The following is a 20,781-nucleotide window of genomic DNA, read 5'->3' as shown; positions in this document are numbered from 1 at the left end:
CCAAGTCGGGAGCTGAAGAATCAGATGGAAATATTAGGTTTGCTTTATGAAGGGAAGGCCAAAAAAATCTATAGTACGGACCAAGAAGAACAATTGCTTGTTGAGTATAAGGATGATGCTACTGCGTTTAACGGAGAAAAACGTGACGTTATTTCAGGAAAAGGAGAATTGAACAATCGAATTAGTGGAATATTTTTTCGTTTGCTTACTGAAAATGGAGTTGAAAATCACTATCTTAAAGAAATATCTCCAACAAAACAACTAGTCAAAAAGGTAGAGATAGTTCCTATTGAGGTAGTCATTCGAAATATTGTAGCAGGTTCTTTAGCAAAACGCTTAGGATTAGCAGAAGGTACGATTTTACCCCAGCCAGTCGTTGAGTTTTATTATAAAAATGATCAGTTAGGTGATCCATTAATTAATTCTTCACATATTGCTGTTCTGCAATTAGCTACCAAAGAACAAGTACAAAAAATGAAAGCTATCAGCTTAAAGGTGAATGAGATAATAACTGCTTTTCTACGAGAAAGAAAGATTATTTTAGTAGATTTCAAATTAGAATTTGGTATTACGGGAGATGGGCAATTAATACTAGCTGATGAAATTTCACCAGACACTTGTCGTTTTTGGGATGAAGAAACCTATGAAAAGTTGGATAAAGACCGATTTCGAAGGGACTTAGGCAATGTTGAAGAGGCGTATCGTAAAATTTTGAACCGTATAGGGGGAGAGGAAAATGTTTAAAGCAAATGTATATGTGACCTTAAGAACTGGAGTTCTAGACCCCCAAGGAAAGGCAGTAAGAGAATCATTGCTTTCCTTAGGATATGATGAAACACAAGAAGTGCGAATTGGTAAATTTATTGAACTTACTTTAGATGTAGATAAATATGAAGTGGCAAAAGAACGGGTTAGGGAAATGTGTGAAAAATTACTGGTTAACACAGTAATTGAAGATTATCGTTTTGAACTAAAAGAGGTGACACTATGAGGTTCGCTGTCATCGTTTTTCCCGGCTCAAACTGTGATATCGATATGTATCATGCGATTGAAGACGTTCTAAAGGAACCGGTCGATTACGTTTGGCATGACGATGCAGATTTAAGTTCTTATGATTGTATTTTGCTTCCCGGCGGTTTTTCATATGGAGATTATTTAAGGGCTGGTGCGATCGCTAGATTTTCTAGGATTATGCAAGAGATAGAAAAAGCTGCTGATCAAGGCAAATTAATCCTCGGTGTTTGTAATGGGTTTCAAATATTGTTAGAAGCAGGATTATTACCCGGTGCGATGCAAAGAAATGAAAATCTCCAATTTATTTGTTCGACGGAATCATTAATTATTGAGAATAACCAAACCCCTTTTACTGCGGAGTACGCATTAAGAGAGGAAATCCGAATACCGATTGCCCATGGTGAAGGGAATTATTATTGTGATGAACAGACCTTAAAGGAATTACAACAGAATAGTCAAATAGTATTCCGTTATAAAAACAATCCGAACGGTTCTGTAGATGATATTGCTGGGATAATCAATAAACGAGGTAATGTATTGGGCATGATGCCTCATCCTGAAAGAGCTATCTCCGATCTTTTAGGTTCTCCAGATGGTAAAAAGTTATTTCAATCAATTTTAAAGTATTGGAGGGAAAGATGATGCATCATCAACCAACTCCTGAAGAGATTTTTGAGCAAAAACTTTATAAAGATATGGGTTTGTCAGCCCAGGAATATGGGAGAATTGTTAAGTTAATAGGACGAAGACCCAACTTTGTTGAAACTGGCCTGTTCAGTGTGATGTGGTCCGAGCATTGTAGCTATAAAACATCAAAGCCAGTCTTGAAGAGATTTCCTACAAAAGGTAAGCAAGTACTTCAAGGACCTGGGGAAGGTGCAGGTATTGTCGATATTGGTGATAATCAAGCTGTGGTATTTAAGATTGAGAGCCATAATCATCCTTCAGCAATTGAACCTTACCAAGGAGCAGCCACTGGCGTTGGAGGGATTATTCGTGATGTCTTTTCTATGGGAGCTAGACCAATTGCGCTTTTAAACTCTTTAAGATTTGGTCCACTAAGTGATGAAAAAGTTAAATATCTATTTAAAAATGTGGTAGCGGGTATTGCTAACTATGGTAATAGTATGGGTATTCCAACCGTTGGTGGCGAGGTGGTTTTTGAGGAATCTTATCGCGGCAATCCGCTAGTTAATGCAATGTGTGTAGGCATAATAGATCATGATAAAATCCAAAAAGGTGTTGCTAAGGGAATAGGAAATCCGGTGATGTATGTGGGTGCAAGTACAGGAAGAGATGGTATCCACGGAGCCACCTTTGCATCAGAAGAATTAACAGAGGAATCTGAATCTAAAAAGCCGTCAGTCCAAGTTGGAGACCCTTTTATGGAAAAATTGTTATTAGAAGCAACTTTGGAACTGATAGAGTTAGATATTGTTGAAGGAATTCAAGATATGGGTGCTGCTGGACTAACCAGTTCTAGCTCGGAGATGGCGAGCAAAGCTGGGACAGGGATTGAACTTGACCTCTCAAAAGTTCCAAGACGTGAACCTGGTATGACCCCTTACGAAATCATGTTATCCGAGTCTCAAGAACGAATGTTAGTGGTAGTGAAAAAAGGAAAGGAAGAGGACGTAAAAAAAGTTTTTGATAAATGGGGATTATATTCTGCGGTAATTGGTAGAGTTACTGATGACGGAATGTATCGTCTTCTTGATGGTGGAAAAATTGTAGCTGAATTTCCTGTTAGTGCCCTTGTTGATGAAGCTCCAGTTTATCATATGCCGTCTCAAGAACCAAATTATTTTTGGAAGAACCAATCTGTCGACTCTATCGATCTTGAGGACCACCATTTAGCTGATCTAAATAAAATACTGCTAGATTTATTAGCTTCTCCTAATATTGCTAGCAAAGAATGGGTTTACAAGCAATATGATCATATGGTTAGGACGAGCACGGCTGTAAAACCTGGTAGTGATGCCGCGGTTATTACTATCAGAGGAACTAGAAAAGCTCTAGCGATGACAACAGATGGAAATGGTAGATACATTTATTTAGACCCATACACTGGTGGGGCGATTGCTGTTGCTGAAGCTGCAAGAAATATCGTTTGTTCTGGAGGAAAACCATTAGCTTTAACGGACGGAATTAATTTTGGTAATCCTGAAAAGCCAGAAGTATTTTGGCAGTTTGAACAAGCGGTTGACGGAATGAGTATGGCTTGTAAAGTACTAGATACGCCTGTTATTGGAGGCAATGTAAGCTTTTATAATGAAACAAGTGGTAAAGCTATTTATCCTACACCAATAGTAGGAATGGTAGGACTTGTTTCTGATCTAGCCCATATAACTACCCAGGGACTTAAAAATGTTGGTGATGTGATTATCTTATTAGGAGATACCTATAACGAGCTTACCGGGACAGAGTTTCAAAAAGTAGTATTGGGGAAAATTGAAGGAAAAGTCCCTAAGCTAGATTTAGATAAGGAAAAGAAAGTTCAAGAAGTTGTTTTAGAAGCTATTAGGAATGGCTATGTCCAATCGGCCCATGATTTGAGCGATGGTGGTTTTGCCTTAGCAATAGCTGAATCTTGTATTTCTGGAGAATTAGGAGCACGTATTAATATATCCAATGATTTGAACCCAGCGTCGTTTTTATTTAGTGAAAGTCAATCACGGATTTTACTTTCTGTTTCTCCAGATAATGTTGAACAAGTTAAAAAAATCGCCGCAGAGATTGGGGTAACTTATCAAGAAATCGGAGTTGTAACTTCAAATACCTTGGAAATATCTTATCATGATGTGTTAGTGATTGATTTGTATATCCAGCAATTAATAAAAGCTTGGAAAGAGGCGATTCCATGTTTGATGAATTAATCTTTGACAAAATGACCGAAGAATGCGGTGTGTTTGGGGTTTATAATCATGCTGATGCTCCACAATTAATCTACTATGGATTGCATGCTTTACAACACCGTGGCCAAGAGAGTGCTGGAATCGTCACTTCCAATAATGAATTTTTTACCTATCATCGCGGAATGGGATTAGTAACTGAGGCATTTGGAAGTAAACAGTTAAATAAACTTCAAGGATTTAATGGGATAGGACACGTTAGGTATTCGACATCAGGAGAAAGTTCTTTGCAGAATGCCCAACCACTTGTATTTAAATATCGTGGTGGGGAATTAGCAATTGCTACTAACGGTAACTTAGTAAATGCCGTCCAAATTAGACATCAATTAGAAAGGCAAGGCTCAATTTTTCAAACCACTAGTGATACAGAAGTTATAGCTCATTTAATTGCTAGGTCAATGTATGAAGAGATTGAAGAGGCTGTTAAAGAAGCTCTTGGGGTGATAAAAGGAGCGTATGCCCTCCTTATTATGACGAATGATAAATTAATTGTTGCTCTTGATCCCAATGGTTTAAGACCTCTAGCTTTAGGTAAATTGGAAGAGGGATATGTGATTTCCTCGGAAACCGCAGCGTTTGACGTAATCGGTGCTACGTACCTTCGGGATATTGAGCCGGGAGAATTCTTAGTCCTTGAAAAAGGTGATTTGAGGGCAGAACGTTTTACTGTCCGAACTAGAAGGGCTACATGTAGTTTTGAGTACATCTATTTCGCCCGCCCAGATAGTGATATTAACGGAATTAACGTTCATTTAGCAAGAAAAAGGTTGGGTAAGAGATTGGCTGAAGAACATCCAGTTGAGGCTGATGTGGTAACTGGTGTTCCAGATTCTAGTATTTCAGCGGCAATCGGCTTTGCAGAAAGAGCGGGAATTCCCTATGAATTGGGCTTAGTTAAAAATCGATATATTGGCAGAACATTTATTCAGCCTAGTCAAGAGCTCAGGGAAAAAGGGGTAAGGATGAAACTTAGCGTTGTTCGTAAGGTAGTAGAAGGTAAAAGGGTTGTGATGATTGACGATTCTATCGTTCGTGGTACTACAAGTGGTCGAATAGTTAGGATGCTACGGGAAGCTGGAGCTGTAGAGGTGCATGTTAGAATCAGTTCGCCTCCCGTCAAAAATGCCTGCTATTACGGAATAGATACTTCATCTAGAGAAGAGTTAATCGCTGCAAATAAGAGTATTGAAGAGATTAGGGAATATATTGGAGCCGATTCTTTAGAATTTTTAAGCATTGAGGGAATGATTGAGGCGATAGGTAGAATAAGTAAAGATACCACCGGGGGACATTGTTTGGCATGTTTCAATTCTGAATATCCCACAGAAGTGTTCCAAAAAGCATTTTTCGGTAAAAAGTAGCTTGGAGGTTATGTAATGAATAAAGCGTATAAAAGGGCTGGAGTAGATATTGATGCGGGTAATGAGGCTGTTGAAAGGATGAAACGACACGTTGCTAAAACTTTTCGTACAGAAGTAAGGACGGGATTGGGCGGCTTTGGTAGTTTATTTGCCTTACCAAACAAGTATAAACAGCCAATTCTGGTATCGGGAACGGATGGAGTAGGCACTAAGCTGAAGATTGCCTTTGAGCTAGATAAGCATGATACGGTGGGAATCGACTTAGTGGCTATGTGCGTAAACGACATTTTAGCACAAGGTGCAGAACCATTATTTTTTCTTGACTATATTGCTACAGGAAAATTAGTACCAGAAAAGATAGAGGAAATCGTTAAGGGAATAGCTAATGGATGCGAGCAAGGAGGGTGCGCACTAATCGGTGGTGAAACAGCAGAAATGCCCGGCATGTATGTTCAAGATGAATACGATCTAGCAGGATTTGCAGTAGGGGTTGTAGAGGAAGCAGAGATTATCGATGGTTCTAAGATTAAAGCTGGAGATGTTCTTATTGGGTTAGCTTCAAATGGGCTCCATAGCAATGGCTATTCATTGGTGAGATATTTACTCGAAGAAAATGGTTATCATCTAAACGATTACATCAAAGAATTAGATAGAACCTTAGGAGAAGAATTATTAAAGCCTACCCGAATTTACGTTAGACCAATTTTGGAAATGATGAAACAAGTAAAAATCAAAGGGATAGTCCATGTTACTGGCGGAGGTTTTATTGAAAACATACCCAGAGTTTTACCAAAAAAAATTCAGGCAAATATTGAGATGGGTTCATGGGATATACCTCCAATCTTTACCTTTTTACAAAAGATAGGCTCCTTGAAACGAGATGAAATGTATCGCACTTTTAATATGGGAATCGGTCTCATATTGATAGTTGATGAGAAAGATAAGGATTTAGTCATTAATTTAGCTAAACAGCAAGGTGAGAAAGCTTATCTTATCGGTTCAGTAAGCACAGGGAATCAAGATGTGATTCTTTTAGGAGATGAATAATAGCGATGAAAAAAATAGCTGTCTTCGCTTCGGGAAATGGTTCTAATTTTCAAAGTCTTGTTGATGCTGAAAAAGCTGGGCGGTTGGTAGGACATATTCAAGTTTTAATTTCAGATAAACCTGATGCTTATGTAAACGTCAGGGCTAAAAAAGAAAATGTACCTGTATTCTCTTTTGAACCAAAGCAATATACTAGTAAAGCTGATTATGAAACGGTAATCGTGGAAATCTTAAAGGAAATGGAGATAGAATTAATCGTTTTAGCTGGATATATGCGACTGATAGGACCGACATTGTTAAAATCTTTTCCATATAAAATTATCAACCTTCATCCATCTCTCTTACCTGCTTTCCCAGGGTTAAATGCCATTGGACAGGCAATTGAATATGGAGTAAAATTTACTGGTGTAACGGTCCATTTCGTAGATGAAGGTATGGACACAGGACCAATTATAACCCAAAGAACAGTGGCTGTTACTGGAGATGATGATGTGGACACGCTATCAGAAAAAATTCATCAAGTAGAGCATCAATTATTACCTGAAACAGTCAATCTAATTCTTGCTAATAAGATTTCCATTAATAAAAGAAGGGTATTAATAAATGAGAATTAATAAAAGGGGTATAAGATATGACTAACAAAAGAAGAGCAATTATTAGTGTTTCTGACAAACAGGGAGTAGTAGAATTTGCGTCTAATTTAAAAGAATTAGGCTATGAGATTATCTCTACAGGAGGTACTAGAAAAAAGCTGGAACAAGCAGGTTTTGATGTAACAGCTATTTCGGACCTAACTGGTTTTCCGGAAATTATGGATGGCAGAGTAAAAACGTTACATCCCAAAGTATTTGCTGGATTATTAGCAGTTAGAGAAAATAATAAGCATCTGGAACAGTTACAAGAACAAGGGATTGGTTTAATTGATTTAGTTGTTGTTAATCTTTATCCGTTTAAAGATACGATCTCTAAACCGGATGTAACTTGGGAAGAAGCAATAGAAAATATTGATATTGGTGGCCCTTCTATGCTTAGGGCGGCAGCTAAAAATTATCAAGATGTGATAGTTGTTGTAGACCCAGCTGACTATCCTATAGTTATAGAACAATTGAAACAGGACAGGGATATTGATTTAGAATTTAAAAAGCAACTGGCGGCAAAGGTATTCAGACATACGGCAGCTTATGATTCTTACATTGCCCAATATTTTACTAAACAAACAAACGAATTGTTCCCGGAAAAGTTAACATTAACCTATGAGAGAGTACAAGAATTACGTTACGGTGAAAATCCTCATCAAAAAGCGGCTTTTTATCGCCAAGCTTTGTCAGAACAAGGCTTAGCAAAGGCGAAACAGTTTCATGGGAAGGAGTTGTCATATAACAACATCCAAGATACGAATGCGGCATGGGAAATTGTTAAAGAATTTAACCAACCTGTTGTCGTGGCCGTTAAACATATGAATCCGTGTGGCGTTGGACTTGGAAATAGCTTGATTGAAGCCTTCAATCGGGCGTATGAAGCTGATCCTATCTCTATTTTCGGTGGTATAGTGGCAACGAATCAAGAAATTGATGAGGAAACAGCTTTACGGATGAAGGATATCTTCCTAGAAGTGATTATCGCTCCTAAGTTTTCAAAAGCGGCTCTTGATATCTTAACTAATAAGAAAAACATTCGTTTATTAGAGTTATCTGATGAAAAGATGGAAATTAGAACCCAAAAATTGACTTCTGTTACCGGTGGGATTTTAATTCAAGACGAGGATTATAAAAAATTAGATATGGAAGATATTAAAGTTGTTACAGAGCGTACTCCAACTGAAGAAGAATTACAACAATTGTTATTTGCTTGGAAAGTAGTAAAACATGTTAAATCAAATGCAATCGTAATAGTTAAAGGAGAGCAAACTGTTGGAGTTGGAGCGGGTCAAATGAATCGAGTTGGGGCCGCTAAAATAGCCATTGAACAAGCTGGTGAAAAGGCAAAAGGTTCAGTTATGGCTTCAGACGCATTCTTCCCAATGCCAGATACCGTTCAAGAGGCTGCAAAAGCTGGGGTTACAGCTATTATCCAACCGGGTGGTTCAATCAGAGACGAAGATTCAATCGCTGAAGCTAATAAACATGGAATCGCAATGATATTTACAGGAGTGCGTCATTTTAAACATTAATCTGGAAGATATTTAACATTTACTTAATGCTCATTGACGTTTCTAACAAATAGGAAACGGAGGAAAATATAATGAAGGTATTAGTAATCGGACGGGGTGGCCGGGAACATGCCATTGTAAGTTCGTTAAAGAAAAGCTCAAAGGTAAGTGAAATTTATTGTGCCCCAGGTAATGGTGGGATGGAAAAGGACGCTATTTGTTTACCGATTATAGAAACGGACTTTAAAGGATTAGTTGAAGTTGTAACTAAATATGGGATAGATTTAACGATAGTTGGTCCCGAAAATCCTCTTTTAGCAGGAATTGTAGACTACTTTAAAGAACATAATTTAGCGATTATTGGACCCAATCAAGCGGCAGCTAGGATTGAAGGCAGCAAGTCCTATGCTAAAGAGTTAATGAAGAAATATCGGATCCCCACTGGAGATTATCAAGTTTTTGAATCAAAGGAAGAAGCGATTAATTATGTGATGGGAAAGGGCACTCCGATTGTAATAAAAGCCGATGGATTGGCTGCAGGTAAAGGGGTAACTGTTGCTTACGATTTAGATCAAGCTATTAGGGCAATAGACGAAATAATGGGAGAAAAAGTATTTGGAGAAGCGGGAAATAAAATTGTTATTGAAGAATATCTAGCAGGAGAAGAACTAACGGTTATGGCCTTTGTGGATGGGACAACAGTTCTACCAATGGAACCTGCCCAAGATTATAAAGCTATTTTTGATGGTAATAAAGGTCCCAATACTGGCGGAATGGGCAGTTATTCCCCAGTCTCACAGCTGAAACAAGATTTGTTGAATGAAATTTATCATTCTATTTTAAAACCAATAACAGTAGGGATGGCCAAAGAAGGACATCCTTTTAAGGGAATCTTGTATGCTGGGTTGATGATTACTGAGAAAGGTCCAAAGGTAATCGAATTTAATGCCAGAATGGGCGATCCAGAAACCCAAGTGGTATTACCAAGATTAAAAACTGATCTACTTGAGGTGTTCTTAGCTATTGTTAATAATCAACTAGAGAACATCAAACTAGAATGGGATGATAAGGCAGCGGTATGTGTCATTATGTCATCTAAAGGCTATCCAGGAGAGTATTCCACAGGAATGCCTATTATTATGGAAAACATTCAGCGTAGTGATACCCAAATATTCTTTGCAGGAGTAAAAAAAGTTGGCGAACAATTGGTTACTTCAGGTGGCCGGGTACTGGGCGTTACAGCTTTAGCACCGAGTATAAAAGCAGCTAGGGAAAAAGCCTACCAAGGAGTAAATCAAATACAGTTCACTGGAGCTTATTATCGTCAGGACATAGCAGATAAACGATAAATAGATATTAAAAGATTAAAAGTCACCCGATTGGGTGGCTTTTATCTCTGATATATATCTTTTACTCCAACGGTTGAATCATTTCTTTAGCCATTTTCACCCGTTTTAGATTTGCTGTTTTCTCAATAGTGGTTATACCAAGAATATCAAGCATTGGACACCATCTAGTAATCCCTTCAGCAACTTTTAAAGAAGCAATAATCGTTACTATTACAGGCAAACCTCTATGAGGATAACGAGTCATCCGAGATATTCCCCAAGCTAGTCCAAACAATCCCCAGGTGATTCTTAGTAAAGCATCTACAGTTCCCACATTCTTTTTCATTTTCATTCTCCTTTTTTCAAAAAGTTTTTTCTTATTATTCCATTGATCTAATAAATAAATGCTGACAGACAAATTTTCGCAAAGTTGCTAATTTACTAAAAAATTATTAAAATTAATTAAAATCATAATCCTAGATTTTTTCCTTAATTATTTACTTATTCGGAGGGATAATCTTGCATATTTCCAATAGGATAAAAAAATTGCGGCAATCTTCATCAATTACTAGGAAGGAATTGGCAACAGGAATTGTATCATATTCCCATTATTGTAATATCGAGTCTGGAAATTTTTTACCTAATAATGATATACTCAGAGCGTTAGCTAAAAAATTGAAAGTTGCGGAAGAATATTTAGTGAGGTATAAGGAAGATGATGAACAATTACAGGATCTATTGATGCAATTATTGAACAAGATAAATGACTTAGAGTTTGAAGAAGCAGATGTTCTTTTGTTAAAGATAAAGGAAAAATATCCTCTTATTAATTCTATCTATCAAGAAATAATGTTTTATCTTTTAGAAAGTTACTACTGCTATAGATCCAGACAAATTTCCGAAGGATTAAGGAAATTCAAGGAAGATGTATTTCCCCTAATGGAAGAAAATGATGTTGATAAATTACCTCATGATTTTGAAGTAATTTATTATTACATGTTGGCAATCGTCGAATTTCACAAAGAAAATTATTATATCAGTTATGAAAAATTTTTAAGATCTTTGTCATTAGTCAATAATAATGTGCTTAAAGGAAGTATAAACTATAACATTGCTTTAATATTTTATAAGTTACATAATATTCATAAAGCAATACCCTATGCGGTAACGGCTCTGAATATATACTTACATGAACATCAGTGGCAAAAAGTTTCTGATGTATATAATTTACTTGGTGGCTTGTATTATGAAAATAAGGAATTGATAAAAGCTGAAGAAAACTTCCTTAAAGCATTAGATATAGCCAAGATGCAAGAGATGAATGATATTACAGAGAGAATCTTAAATAATTTAGGGATGGTCTATAAGGCACAGGGTAAAATTAATCAAAGTTTAGATTATTTTTTTAAGAGTATTGCCTTAAAAAAAGAAAACAATCATAATCCGTATATAGCTTACCATTCGATTTTAGAGATATACTTAGAGCAAGACTTATTTGAAGATTTGATGATGACTTTGGAGGAAGCAAGAGAATATTGCGAAAGCGAAAGAGACCTTTATAGACTTAAGATGATTGAAGCTAAAATGAATTTTAAGATGCAAAATTATCAGGTTTATGAGGATTATCTTCAGGAATCGATTAGTTATTTTTACGAGCAAAATTTATGGAAGTACATGGATAAAATAGTCGAGGAATTAGGAGATTATTATCATGAATTAAGAAAATATAAAATAGCAGCTAAATATTACAAAATTGCTTTAGAAGTTGCTAAAAAGTGGAGTTTGAACAATTAATATGCCTTCCCTCACAATTTATTATATTTCCTTAAAAACACCTCATCCTCGGGGTGTTTTTACCATTTTTAACGTTTTTCACATTTTCCAACTAAACTATTTTTTATATTTGTGATTTTTTTCACAGAGTTTATAGTCAAAACCCGATAAAATATTACTTGAGCTGATTAATGAAGAATAAGTCCAAGAACGACAAAGATAAATTATAGGTTATGTTTGGACTTTTCTAAAATAGGCAGAAGGAGTTGGATTTTAATGAGCATGTTTTGTTTTCAATGTCAGGAAGCCTCAAAAAATGAAGGCTGTACTGTAGTAGGGGTTTGTGGTAAGAAAGATACTACGGCAAATCTTCAAGATTTATTAATTTACGTACTAAAGGGAATTTCTGTTTATGGAAATAAAGCCAAAGAAATAGGAATATATGACGAAGAAACATCACTTTTTATTGCTAAGGGTCTTTTCTCAACAATAACTAATGTAAACTTTAATGACGATAAATTTATTGAGATGATTAAAGAAGCATTAAGCTATCGTGATTCTCTTAAAAATAAATTTATGGATGCTTATAAAGCTAAATACGGAGAAGAGTTTTCAGAAGAATTGCCAGAAATGGCAACTTGGTATAGTGATGATATTGATGAATTTTATAAAAAAGGCGAAGAAGTTGGAGTATTAGCAACTAAAGATGAGGATATTAGATCCCTAAGAGAATTATTGACATATGGTCTTAAAGGTATTGCAGCTTATGTAGAACATGCATACGTATTAGGTGAAAAAAGCGATGAGGTTTTCTCCTTCTTACAAGAAGGATTAGCAGCAACAACTGATGATAGTTTGTCTGCGGAAGAATTGATCGGTGTTATCCTAAAAACTGGTGAAGTAGCAGTTAAGGCGATGGCAATGCTAGATAAAGCTAATACAAGCACTTACGGCCACCCTGAACCAACTCAAGTAAATATCGGGGTTAAAAAACGTCCAGGAATTTTAGTAAGTGGACATGACTTAAAAGATTTAGAAGAATTGTTAGAACAGTCTAAAGACAAAGGTGTAGATATCTACACTCATGGTGAGATGTTACCTGCTAACACTTATCCTTTCTTTAAGAAATATGATCATTTTGTTGGTAACTACGGTAATTCTTGGTGGGAGCAAACTAGAGAGTTTGAATCCTTTAATGGTCCAATCTTAATGACAACAAACTGTTTAGTTCCACCAAAGGATTCTTACAAAGATCGAGTATATACTACTGGAGTAGTAGGTTTCCCAGGTGTAAAACATATTGAGGATCGTAAACCTGGTCAACAAAAGGATTTCTCGGCAATAATTGAACACGCTTTAAAGTGTGAGCCTCCAACAGAAATTGAAACAGGTACAATAACTTCAGGTTTTGCACGTAACGCCGTTTTAAGTGTTGCAGATAAAGTTGTTGACGCTGTAAATTCCGGAGCGATTAAGAAGTTCGTTGTTATGGCAGGTTGTGAAGGAAGACATAAGACTAGAGATTATTACAAACAATTAGCTCAAGAGCTTCCTCAAGATGCTGTAATCCTAACAGCAGGTTGTGCTAAATACCGTTACAACAAGTTAGATCTAGGTGATATTGGAGGAATTCCACGTATCTTAGACGCTGGACAATGTAACGATTCTTATTCATTAGTTGTAATTGCACAAGCTCTTATGGAAGCAACAGGTGTTAAAGATATCAATGAACTTCCAATTTCTTATGATATTGCTTGGTATGAACAAAAGGCGGTTGCTGTATTACTAGCATTGTTACATTTAGGAGTTAAAGGTATCCGTCTAGGCCCAACTTTACCTGCGTTCTTATCACCAAATGTGGTGAAGGTATTAGTAGAGAACTTTGATATCAAGCCTATTGGTACTGTAGCAGAAGATTTAAAAGCAATTATGGGTGAAGAAGTTGTAGTTGAATAGATTATTGGATTGATCGTAAAACGATCCCCCGTGTTTAAGGACACGGGGTTTTTGCTATTTTATACTCCAAAAAGCAGCACTTTTACAAAATACTTATTCAAGTGAAAGTATTTATTATAAAGGAATATTAAGATTGGATACAGAACTATTAATTGTAACATCTATTTGGAAGGTGAACATAATGAAAAGATTATATTTTTTATCGTTAGTAGTTGTACTGATTCTGATTCTTTCTTTAGTAGCGTGTAGTAGCATTGAGGGAACACAATCTACTGGAGATGGATCTAGCAGCGCAACCCAACAAGAAGAAAGTAATGTAAATAATGATAATATAGTTGCCGATAAAGATACTCAAGTAGAAGAAAACAGTCAGAATAATGAAAGAGAAATAGCTGAACAAAAAAATTCGGAAGATGAGCTTAACGAAGAAAATATTCCTAAATATCGTGCCCCATTAACTGGATTACCCGTCGAACAGGAAGTGGATGGGCGAATTATTGGAATTATGATCAATAATCATTATAAAGCAAGACCACAATCGGGATTAAATAAAGCTGATATGGTTTATGAAATATTAGCTGAAGGAATGATAACCAGATTTGTGGCAATCTATCATAGTCAACAACCTGATGTGATAGGGCCGGTAAGGAGTATCCGTCCTTACTACTTAGACATTATTAATGGTTTTGATGCACTTATAGTTCATGCTGGAGCTAGTAATGCGGCATTTGCTATTTTACAACAAAATCAGTTACCAGATATCGATGAGATAACCAATTCCGGTGGCGCGTTTTGGAGAGCGACATTCAGAAAAGCACCGCATAATGTATATACAAATATCGAGAAGATTAAAGATATTGCAAAAAGAAGAGGTTTTAGATTAAAAGGGTATATTCCTACAATTCCCTTCTTAGGGGAAGATGAAAAGGTGGAAGGTATTGAGGCCAAAGAAATAAAAATAGAATACTATTCAAAATACGTGATTGATTATAAATATGACGAAGAGACCAAGTTATATAATCGTTATGTGAATGGAGCTCCACATAAAGACCTAGAAACAGATGAACAACTAACAGCGAGGAATATTTTAGTGATAAGAACTGATCATAAAATCATTGATGATGTTGGGAGAAGAGAAATCGATGTAAATGGGCCTGGCAAAGGATATCTGTTTCAAAACGGAATTGTTAAAGAAATTACATGGCAAAGAAAAGATGGTATAATTAGGGCTTACATAGATGGTAAAGAACAGGGATTATATCCAGGACAAACTTGGATAATTGTCGTTCAAAATCAAACTCCTGTCTTCTATCAGTAGACAATTTAATAGATTAACGTGAGAATGGATCTTTGGTATAATAATGATGTATTCGATTTCATTTTTCATAAATAGTCTATTCATGGGACTATCATTTTTTAACAAAATATGATAATGTTATTTCGTGAGGTGAAGAGTATGCCATTTGATAAAATAAAGAATAAATCTGTTGATTTATTATTTGAATCAATTCTGAAATTGGAAACGTTAGAGGAAGCATATAAGTTTTTTGATGATTTAATGACTGTTAACGAAATTGAATCATTAGCACAACGCTTACAAGTTGCTCATATGTTAACAAAAGGTTTTACTTATAATCAGATTGAAGCTGAAACGGGTGCTAGTACAGCAACGATTTCTCGGGTTAAGAGAAGTTTAAACTATGGAAATGATGGCTACAAAATGGTATTTGAACGTTTTAAAATGGATTAAGAAAAATTGAATTCTTAAATAAATACTATAATAGGTTTGGAAATCAGTAGGGCTGACTTACGGAGATTGTTTATCTTCTAAGTCAACCCTTTTCGTTCTATAAGGGAAGAAAAAAGATAGAATACATAAACTTTTATATAAAAGTATTGCAATATATCGATTAGGTAATTAATATTCATAAGAAGGAATTCGTTTTAGATAGATAAAGGAAGTGAAGTTTGTGAACAATCACTGGATGTCATCTATTAATCATATTTTTAAACTTGATCCTAACCGTCCAATTTCTGAAGAACAGGTAAATCGTTTATGTCTTTCTGGGACTGATGCTATTGTAGTCGGTGGAACATTAGGAGTAACTTATGAAAATACGGAGAATTTATTAAGGCTTATACGAAAAAATTCGATAACCACTATTCAAGAAATCTCTAGTCTAGATGCAATTGTACCAGGTTTTGATTATTATTTCATTCCCTTAGTATTGAATGCTCAAGATCCAACTTGGATTTTAAATGCTCATCATCAAGCCTTAAAGAAATATGGTGACTTAATTAATTGGGAACAAGTTTTAGTTGAAGGGTATATTGTCTTAAATGGAGATTCATCTGTAGCTAAATTAACAAAAAGTTTAACAGATTTATCCGTAGAAGATGTTATTGCCTATGCAAGAATGGTTGATCAAATGCTAAAACTACCTATCTTATATCTAGAGTTTAGTGGTACCTATGCTGAAGTAGAATTAATAGAAGAATTAAAATATGCTGTCGATAATACAAAGATTTTTTATGGTGGAGGAATTGATTCAATCGATAAGGCGAAAGAAATGTCGAGTTACGTTGATACAGTTGTCGTTGGTAACGTAATCTATGAAAATTTTGAATTAGCATTGGAAACTGTAAATATTCAAAAAAACAATGTGAATCATGCTTAAGATATATCCTATTTCATTGAATAGTTTACAACTATTAGATATAATTTTATAGAGGGCAAGAAACCGAACAAATGTGCTCATGAAAGGTGGACGTTATGGAACAATTACAAGATACTGATATCTTTAGCGGATTAAATTCTAAACAAAAAGAGGCAGTAGAAACGATTAATGGTCCGCTACTTATCTTAGCAGGCGCTGGAAGTGGTAAAACTAAGGTACTAACCCATAGGATTGCCAATTTACTTCGTTTAGGGATTCCCACATGGAATATCTTGGCGATAACTTTTACTAATAAAGCCGCGAGGGAAATGAAAGAGCGAATCAGTAAATTGGTTGGACCAAAGGCTGAAGATATCTGGATTTCAACTTTCCATTCAATGTGCGTAAGGATTTTAAGAAGGGATATACATCATTTAGGTTATTCTAAGCAATTTACGATATTAGATTCTGGCGATCAATTAAGCGTTGTTAAACAAATAATGAAAGAATTAAATATAGATGTAAAAAAATTCGAGCCAAAGGCAATACTTGCATCAATAAGTAATGCTAAAAATGAATTAAAAACTCCTGAAGTTTTCGGTAAAACTGTCGGTGATTTCTTTCAACAAAAAGTTTTAGATGTTTATGAAAGATATCAAGCTAGATTAAAGATGAATAACTCATTAGATTTTGATGATCTAATCATGTCAACAGTCCATTTATTTCAAAATGTCCCTGAAGTATTGGAATTTTACCAAAAGAAATTTCAATATATTCATATCGATGAGTACCAAGATACTAACCGGGCTCAATATATGTTGGTGAGAATGTTGGCAGATTATCATCAAAATATTTGTGTAGTTGGGGATACTGATCAATCTATCTATAAATGGCGTGGGGCAGATATTAGTAATATTCTGAATTTCGAGGAAGATTTCCCAAAAGCTCAGGTGATTAAACTAGAACAAAATTATCGTTCTACTAAAAACATAATTCAGGCAGCCAACTCAGTTATCAAGAATAATCGTCAGAGAAAAGAAAAAAACTTATGGACCGAAAATCCTAAGGGTAATTTAATTGCAATATATCGGGCAAATAATGAGCATGACGAAGCTAATTTTATATCCGATAAAATTCAAGAACAAATAAAGAATGGCAAGCGATATATAGACTTCGCAGTTTTATATCGAACAAATGCTCAAAGCCGTGTTATTGAAGAAGCGTTTCTGAAAGCGAATATTCCTTATAAAATGGTTGGTGGTACAAAGTTCTACGATCGTAAGGAAATCAAAGATATTCTTGCATATCTTAGATTAATATATAATCCAGATGATGACATGAGTTTAAGACGAGTGATAAATGTTCCTAAACGTGGAATTGGTGCTGCAACTATAGATAAAATTGCTGAATATGCTAACTCTCATAGTATATCAATGTATAGTGCGATAGGTGTAGTCGATTTCATTGGATTGACTGCAAGAACAGCTAATAAAGTTAGTCAATTTAGAGATATGATTGAGAAGTTTAGACAGCTTGAAAAGAGTTTGACAGTTACTGAACTAACGGAAAAAGTTATCGAAGATACTAAATTCTTAGAAGAATTTAAAAAGGAAAAATCCCTTGAAGCTGAAAGTAGAATAGAAAATATCAAAGAATTTTTATCTGTTACCATCGAATTTGAAAAACAAGATGATGATAAGTCGTTAGAGAATTTTTTAAGTGAGGTTGCACTTGTTAGCGACATCGATCAAGCTGATGGAGATACTGAACAAGTAGATAGTGTTACGATGATGACTCTTCACAGTGCAAAGGGACTGGAGTTCCCAGTTGTCTTTTTGGCAGGGTTAGAAGAAGGGATCTTCCCTCATAATCGGGCGTTGATGGAAGAAGATGAAATGGAAGAAGAAAGAAGATTAGCATATGTAGGTATTACGAGGGCTGAACAGGAATTATATATTTCTTACGCTGATAGCCGAATGTTATTTGGTAGAACCCAAATGAATAAACCATCGCGTTTTATTTCAGAAATTCCTGAGGAGTTATTGCTTGATCTGCGTGAAGAAGTCAAGAAAACGATGGTGGTTAAAAAAAGAAATATTTTAGATACTAAAAAGAACATCGCTCCCCGTGATGATTGGTCAGTAGGGGATAAAGTTAGACATACTAAATGGGGAGTAGGGGTTATTGTATCTACAAAAAATAGTGGAGACGATTTAGAGTTGCAAATTGCATTTTCACAACCTACAGGTATCAAAAATTTATTAGCAAGATTTGCTCCGATTGAAAAGGTAGATTAGAAAGGATGACCTAAATGGATAAACAGCAAATCAAGCAGAGAATTGAGGAATTAAGGAAAAATATTGAAAAATATAATTATGAATATTATGTTTTAGATCGCCCAACTATTTCAGATTATCAATTTGATTTGCTAATGAAAGAGTTAATAGAACTAGAAGAAAAACACCCAGAATTTATAACACCCGATTCACCATCTCAAAAGGTAGGTGGGGAACCTTTAGATCACTTTGATAAGGTCGAGCATCAGATTCCTCTATTAAGTTTGAGTAATGCCTTTAATGAAAATGACTTATATGATTTTGATCGGAGAGTAAGACAAGCGGTACCTGGTCATGACATTAACTATATGGTTGAGCTTAAAATTGATGGGTTGGCTGTTTCGCTTAGGTATGAAAATGGGATTTTTGTTAGAGGCGCTACCCGTGGTGATGGGGTAATAGGTGAAGATATTACCCAAAATCTTAAAACGATTCGTTCGTTGCCATTGCGTTTGAAGGAGCCAGTTACGATCGAGGTAAGGGGTGAGGTATTCTTACCTAAGAAGGAATTCGAAAGAATTAATGCCCAGCGTAAAGAAAAAGGGGAGCAATTATTCGCAAATCCAAGAAATGCTGCTGCAGGTTCACTTCGTCAACTTGATCCCAAAATAGCTGCTGAAAGAGCGTTAGATATCTTCTTATACGGTATTGGAACAGTTGAAGGGATTGAATTGTCTTCTCATAGTGAAGGTCTTAATTACTTGGAAAAGTTGGGGTTAAAAGTAAATAAAGAACGGCATCTTTTCGATAATATTGAAGATGTGATTGAATATGTTAAGGTGTGGACTGATAAAAGACCTAATCTTCCTTATGAAATTGATGGAATGGTAATAAAGGTTGATTCCTATGAGATCCAAAACAAGATGGGAGTAACTGCTAAAAGTCCAAGATGGGCGATAGCTTATAAGTTTCCAGCAGAAGAGGCCATAACCATACTAGAGGATATCGAAGTGAATGTAGGTAGAACCGGAGTAATTACGCCTACAGCAATATTAAAACCAATTAGTTTAGCAGGAACTATTGTTAAACGGGCCTCTTTGCATAATGAAGACATGATTAGAGAAAAAGGTCTGATGTTAGGTGATCATGTAATCGTAAAAAAGGCAGGAGATATTATTCCAGAAGTAGTTGCTGTTTTGAAAGAGAAACGAACCGGTAAAGAAACGATTTTTCAAATGCCTACAAACTGTCCAGCTTGTAACAGTCAATTGGTTCGGATAGAAGGTGAAGTTGCCTTAAGATGTATTAATCCAAATTGTCCTGCTCAAATATTGGAAGGGATTATTCATTTTGTATCTAGAGATGCGATGAATATTGAAGGTTTAGGAGAAAAGGTTGTAGCGCAGCTTTTTGGGAAGGGATTAATTCATAGTGTTGCAGACTTATATTCGCTAACAAAGGAAGATCTTCTACCATTAGAAAGAATGGGAGAAAAATCAACACAAAACCTCTTAGAGGCACTAGAAAGAAGTAAGGGTAATTCTTTAGAAAAATTAATTTTTGGTTTAGGAATTAGACATGTTGGAGCAAAAGCTGCCAAAGTGTTGGCTATAAGATATAAAACAATGAAAAATCTAATGGAAGCCAAAGAAGAGGATTTGGTAGCCATTGATGAGATTGGACCGAAAATGGCTAATAGCATTGTCACCTTCTTTTCTAAACCTGAAGTAAAAGAAATAATTCAAAAATTAGAAAAGTATGGTATAAATATGGTCTTCAAAGGTGTACATTTTGAAGGTAATAATAAAGACTCCATATTTAGCGACAAAACTATCGTTTTAACGGGAACGCTTCAGCAAATGACAAGAAATGAGGCCGCTGAAAGATTAGAAGCACTTGGCGCAAAAGTAACCAATAGTGTAACGAAAAAGACAGATTTGCTGATAGTTGGAGATAAGGCTGGTTCTAAACTAAAAAAAGCCCAATCATTGGGCATTAGAATCTTATCCGAAGAAGAATTTATTAATGAATTGAAGAAGTAAACGTCCTCATAGAGGACGTTTCAGCTTGTAGACAAAGTCTTTATTTAGACAAATCTACAAGCTTTTTTTGTATAATAAGTATGTAATAAATATCTTGTGAGGGGAGAAACATGTTAACAAAACGTAAGGAAGATGTAAGAACTCAAGTTGAATTAGTATCAATAGAAGATTTAGTACCAGAGGATCATCTAGTGAGGAAAATAGATCAAGCAATTGACTTTAGCTTTATATACGATTTGGTTAAAGATACCTATTCTTTAGATAAC

General features: G+C 35.5%; 18 protein-coding genes. 17 read left to right on the top strand and 1 reads right to left on the bottom strand.

Annotated elements, in window-relative coordinates:
- Window positions 1-24 precede the first annotated feature (24 nt).
- From purC to purD, 9 genes are all read left to right on the top strand, one after another.
- Window positions 25-744 (top strand): phosphoribosylaminoimidazolesuccinocarboxamide synthase, encoded by a 720-nt coding sequence (gene purC / locus BHF71_RS05445; protein WP_069656660.1) that lies wholly within the window; start codon window positions 25-27, stop codon window positions 742-744.
- Window positions 737-991: a phosphoribosylformylglycinamidine synthase subunit PurS gene (gene purS, locus BHF71_RS05440; protein WP_069656659.1), complete on the top strand. Its 255-nt coding sequence runs from the start codon at window positions 737-739 to the stop codon at window positions 989-991. Before purC ends, purS begins: the two co-directional genes overlap by 8 nt.
- Entirely contained in the window at window positions 988-1,656 is a 669-nt protein-coding gene (purQ, locus tag BHF71_RS05435) for a phosphoribosylformylglycinamidine synthase subunit PurQ (RefSeq protein ID WP_069656658.1), read from the top strand. The genes purS and purQ overlap by 4 nt, the downstream gene beginning before the upstream one ends.
- Window positions 1,653-3,890 (top strand): phosphoribosylformylglycinamidine synthase subunit PurL, encoded by a 2,238-nt coding sequence (gene purL, locus BHF71_RS05430; RefSeq protein WP_069656657.1) that lies wholly within the window; start codon window positions 1,653-1,655, stop codon window positions 3,888-3,890. Before purQ ends, purL begins: the two co-directional genes overlap by 4 nt.
- Entirely contained in the window at window positions 3,875-5,287 is a 1,413-nt protein-coding gene (gene purF / locus BHF71_RS05425) for an amidophosphoribosyltransferase (protein ID WP_069656656.1), read from the top strand. The genes purL and purF overlap by 16 nt, the downstream gene beginning before the upstream one ends.
- A gap of 15 nt (window positions 5,288-5,302) precedes the next feature.
- Window positions 5,303-6,334, top strand: coding sequence for a phosphoribosylformylglycinamidine cyclo-ligase (gene purM, locus BHF71_RS05420; RefSeq protein WP_069656655.1), 1,032 nt, complete (start codon window positions 5,303-5,305; stop codon window positions 6,332-6,334).
- Between the two features lie 5 nt (window positions 6,335-6,339).
- The gene (gene purN, locus BHF71_RS05415; RefSeq protein WP_069656654.1) at window positions 6,340-6,948 is read left to right on the top strand and encodes a phosphoribosylglycinamide formyltransferase; all 609 of its coding nucleotides are present in this window, start codon (window positions 6,340-6,342) and stop codon (window positions 6,946-6,948) included.
- A gap of 17 nt (window positions 6,949-6,965) precedes the next feature.
- On the top strand, window positions 6,966-8,504 hold the full coding sequence (gene purH, locus BHF71_RS05410) for a bifunctional phosphoribosylaminoimidazolecarboxamide formyltransferase/IMP cyclohydrolase (protein ID WP_069656653.1): 1,539 nt from the start codon (window positions 6,966-6,968) through the stop codon (window positions 8,502-8,504).
- A gap of 71 nt (window positions 8,505-8,575) precedes the next feature.
- Window positions 8,576-9,832 carry a phosphoribosylamine--glycine ligase gene (purD, locus tag BHF71_RS05405; protein ID WP_069656652.1) on the top strand — a complete coding sequence of 419 codons (1,257 nt, stop codon included), beginning with the start codon at window positions 8,576-8,578 and terminating at the stop codon, window positions 9,830-9,832.
- Between the two features lie 61 nt (window positions 9,833-9,893).
- Here the strand turns inward: purD and BHF71_RS05400 are convergent, their stop codons facing one another.
- Window positions 9,894-10,157, bottom strand: coding sequence for a YgaP family membrane protein (locus tag BHF71_RS05400; protein ID WP_069656651.1), 264 nt, complete (start codon window positions 10,155-10,157; stop codon window positions 9,894-9,896).
- Between the two features lie 173 nt (window positions 10,158-10,330).
- Between BHF71_RS05400 and BHF71_RS05395 the strand changes: the two genes are divergently transcribed.
- The 8 genes from BHF71_RS05395 to BHF71_RS11500 all read left to right on the top strand — a co-directional run.
- Window positions 10,331-11,605, top strand: a complete 1,275-nt coding sequence (locus BHF71_RS05395) for a helix-turn-helix transcriptional regulator (protein WP_069656650.1) — start codon at window positions 10,331-10,333, stop codon at window positions 11,603-11,605.
- Between the two features lie 255 nt (window positions 11,606-11,860).
- On the top strand, window positions 11,861-13,540 hold the full coding sequence (gene hcp, locus BHF71_RS05390) for a hydroxylamine reductase (RefSeq protein ID WP_069656649.1): 1,680 nt from the start codon (window positions 11,861-11,863) through the stop codon (window positions 13,538-13,540).
- A gap of 181 nt (window positions 13,541-13,721) precedes the next feature.
- Complete coding sequence (locus BHF71_RS05385; protein WP_069656648.1) at window positions 13,722-14,858, top strand: DUF3048 domain-containing protein; 1,137 nt, start codon at window positions 13,722-13,724, stop codon at window positions 14,856-14,858.
- A gap of 138 nt (window positions 14,859-14,996) precedes the next feature.
- Window positions 14,997-15,290 carry a YerC/YecD family TrpR-related protein gene (locus tag BHF71_RS05380; RefSeq protein ID WP_069656647.1) on the top strand — a complete coding sequence of 98 codons (294 nt, stop codon included), beginning with the start codon at window positions 14,997-14,999 and terminating at the stop codon, window positions 15,288-15,290.
- A 220-nt stretch (window positions 15,291-15,510) separates the two neighbouring features.
- The gene (pcrB, locus tag BHF71_RS05375) at window positions 15,511-16,218 is read left to right on the top strand and encodes a heptaprenylglyceryl phosphate synthase (RefSeq protein WP_342668075.1); all 708 of its coding nucleotides are present in this window, start codon (window positions 15,511-15,513) and stop codon (window positions 16,216-16,218) included.
- A 95-nt stretch (window positions 16,219-16,313) separates the two neighbouring features.
- The gene (gene pcrA, locus BHF71_RS05370) at window positions 16,314-18,494 is read left to right on the top strand and encodes a DNA helicase PcrA (RefSeq protein ID WP_069656646.1); all 2,181 of its coding nucleotides are present in this window, start codon (window positions 16,314-16,316) and stop codon (window positions 18,492-18,494) included.
- A 14-nt stretch (window positions 18,495-18,508) separates the two neighbouring features.
- A complete protein-coding gene (ligA, locus tag BHF71_RS05365; RefSeq protein WP_069656645.1) occupies window positions 18,509-20,515 on the top strand; it encodes an NAD-dependent DNA ligase LigA in 2,007 nt (668 codons plus the stop codon).
- A 110-nt stretch (window positions 20,516-20,625) separates the two neighbouring features.
- On the top strand, window positions 20,626-20,781 hold a 156-nt coding region (locus tag BHF71_RS11500; RefSeq protein ID WP_084024145.1), incomplete at its 3' end, for a transposase.

Origin of the sequence: Vulcanibacillus modesticaldus (assembly GCF_001730235.1) — a bacterium.
Classification (GTDB): domain Bacteria; phylum Bacillota; class Bacilli; order Tepidibacillales; family Tepidibacillaceae; genus Vulcanibacillus; species Vulcanibacillus modesticaldus.
This window is presented reverse-complemented; position numbering and strand designations above follow the sequence as displayed.

Coding starts and splice junctions, on each gene's coding strand:
- purF (WP_069656656.1), top strand. CDS start 3,875: ATGTTTGATGAATTAATCTTTGACAAAATGACCGAAGAATGCGGTGTG.
- BHF71_RS05400 (WP_069656651.1), bottom strand. CDS start 10,157: ATGAAAAAGAATGTGGGAACTGTAGATGCTTTACTAAGAATCACCTGG.
- purC (WP_069656660.1), top strand. CDS start 25: ATGGAAATATTAGGTTTGCTTTATGAAGGGAAGGCCAAAAAAATCTAT.
- purN (WP_069656654.1), top strand. CDS start 6,340: ATGAAAAAAATAGCTGTCTTCGCTTCGGGAAATGGTTCTAATTTTCAA.
- purL (WP_069656657.1), top strand. CDS start 1,653: ATGATGCATCATCAACCAACTCCTGAAGAGATTTTTGAGCAAAAACTT.
- purS (WP_069656659.1), top strand. CDS start 737: ATGTTTAAAGCAAATGTATATGTGACCTTAAGAACTGGAGTTCTAGAC.
- purM (WP_069656655.1), top strand. CDS start 5,303: ATGAATAAAGCGTATAAAAGGGCTGGAGTAGATATTGATGCGGGTAAT.
- purD (WP_069656652.1), top strand. CDS start 8,576: ATGAAGGTATTAGTAATCGGACGGGGTGGCCGGGAACATGCCATTGTA.
- BHF71_RS05385 (WP_069656648.1), top strand. CDS start 13,722: ATGAAAAGATTATATTTTTTATCGTTAGTAGTTGTACTGATTCTGATT.
- pcrA (WP_069656646.1), top strand. CDS start 16,314: ATGGAACAATTACAAGATACTGATATCTTTAGCGGATTAAATTCTAAA.
- BHF71_RS05380 (WP_069656647.1), top strand. CDS start 14,997: ATGCCATTTGATAAAATAAAGAATAAATCTGTTGATTTATTATTTGAA.
- purQ (WP_069656658.1), top strand. CDS start 988: ATGAGGTTCGCTGTCATCGTTTTTCCCGGCTCAAACTGTGATATCGAT.
- ligA (WP_069656645.1), top strand. CDS start 18,509: ATGGATAAACAGCAAATCAAGCAGAGAATTGAGGAATTAAGGAAAAAT.
- hcp (WP_069656649.1), top strand. CDS start 11,861: ATGAGCATGTTTTGTTTTCAATGTCAGGAAGCCTCAAAAAATGAAGGC.
- purH (WP_069656653.1), top strand. CDS start 6,966: ATGACTAACAAAAGAAGAGCAATTATTAGTGTTTCTGACAAACAGGGA.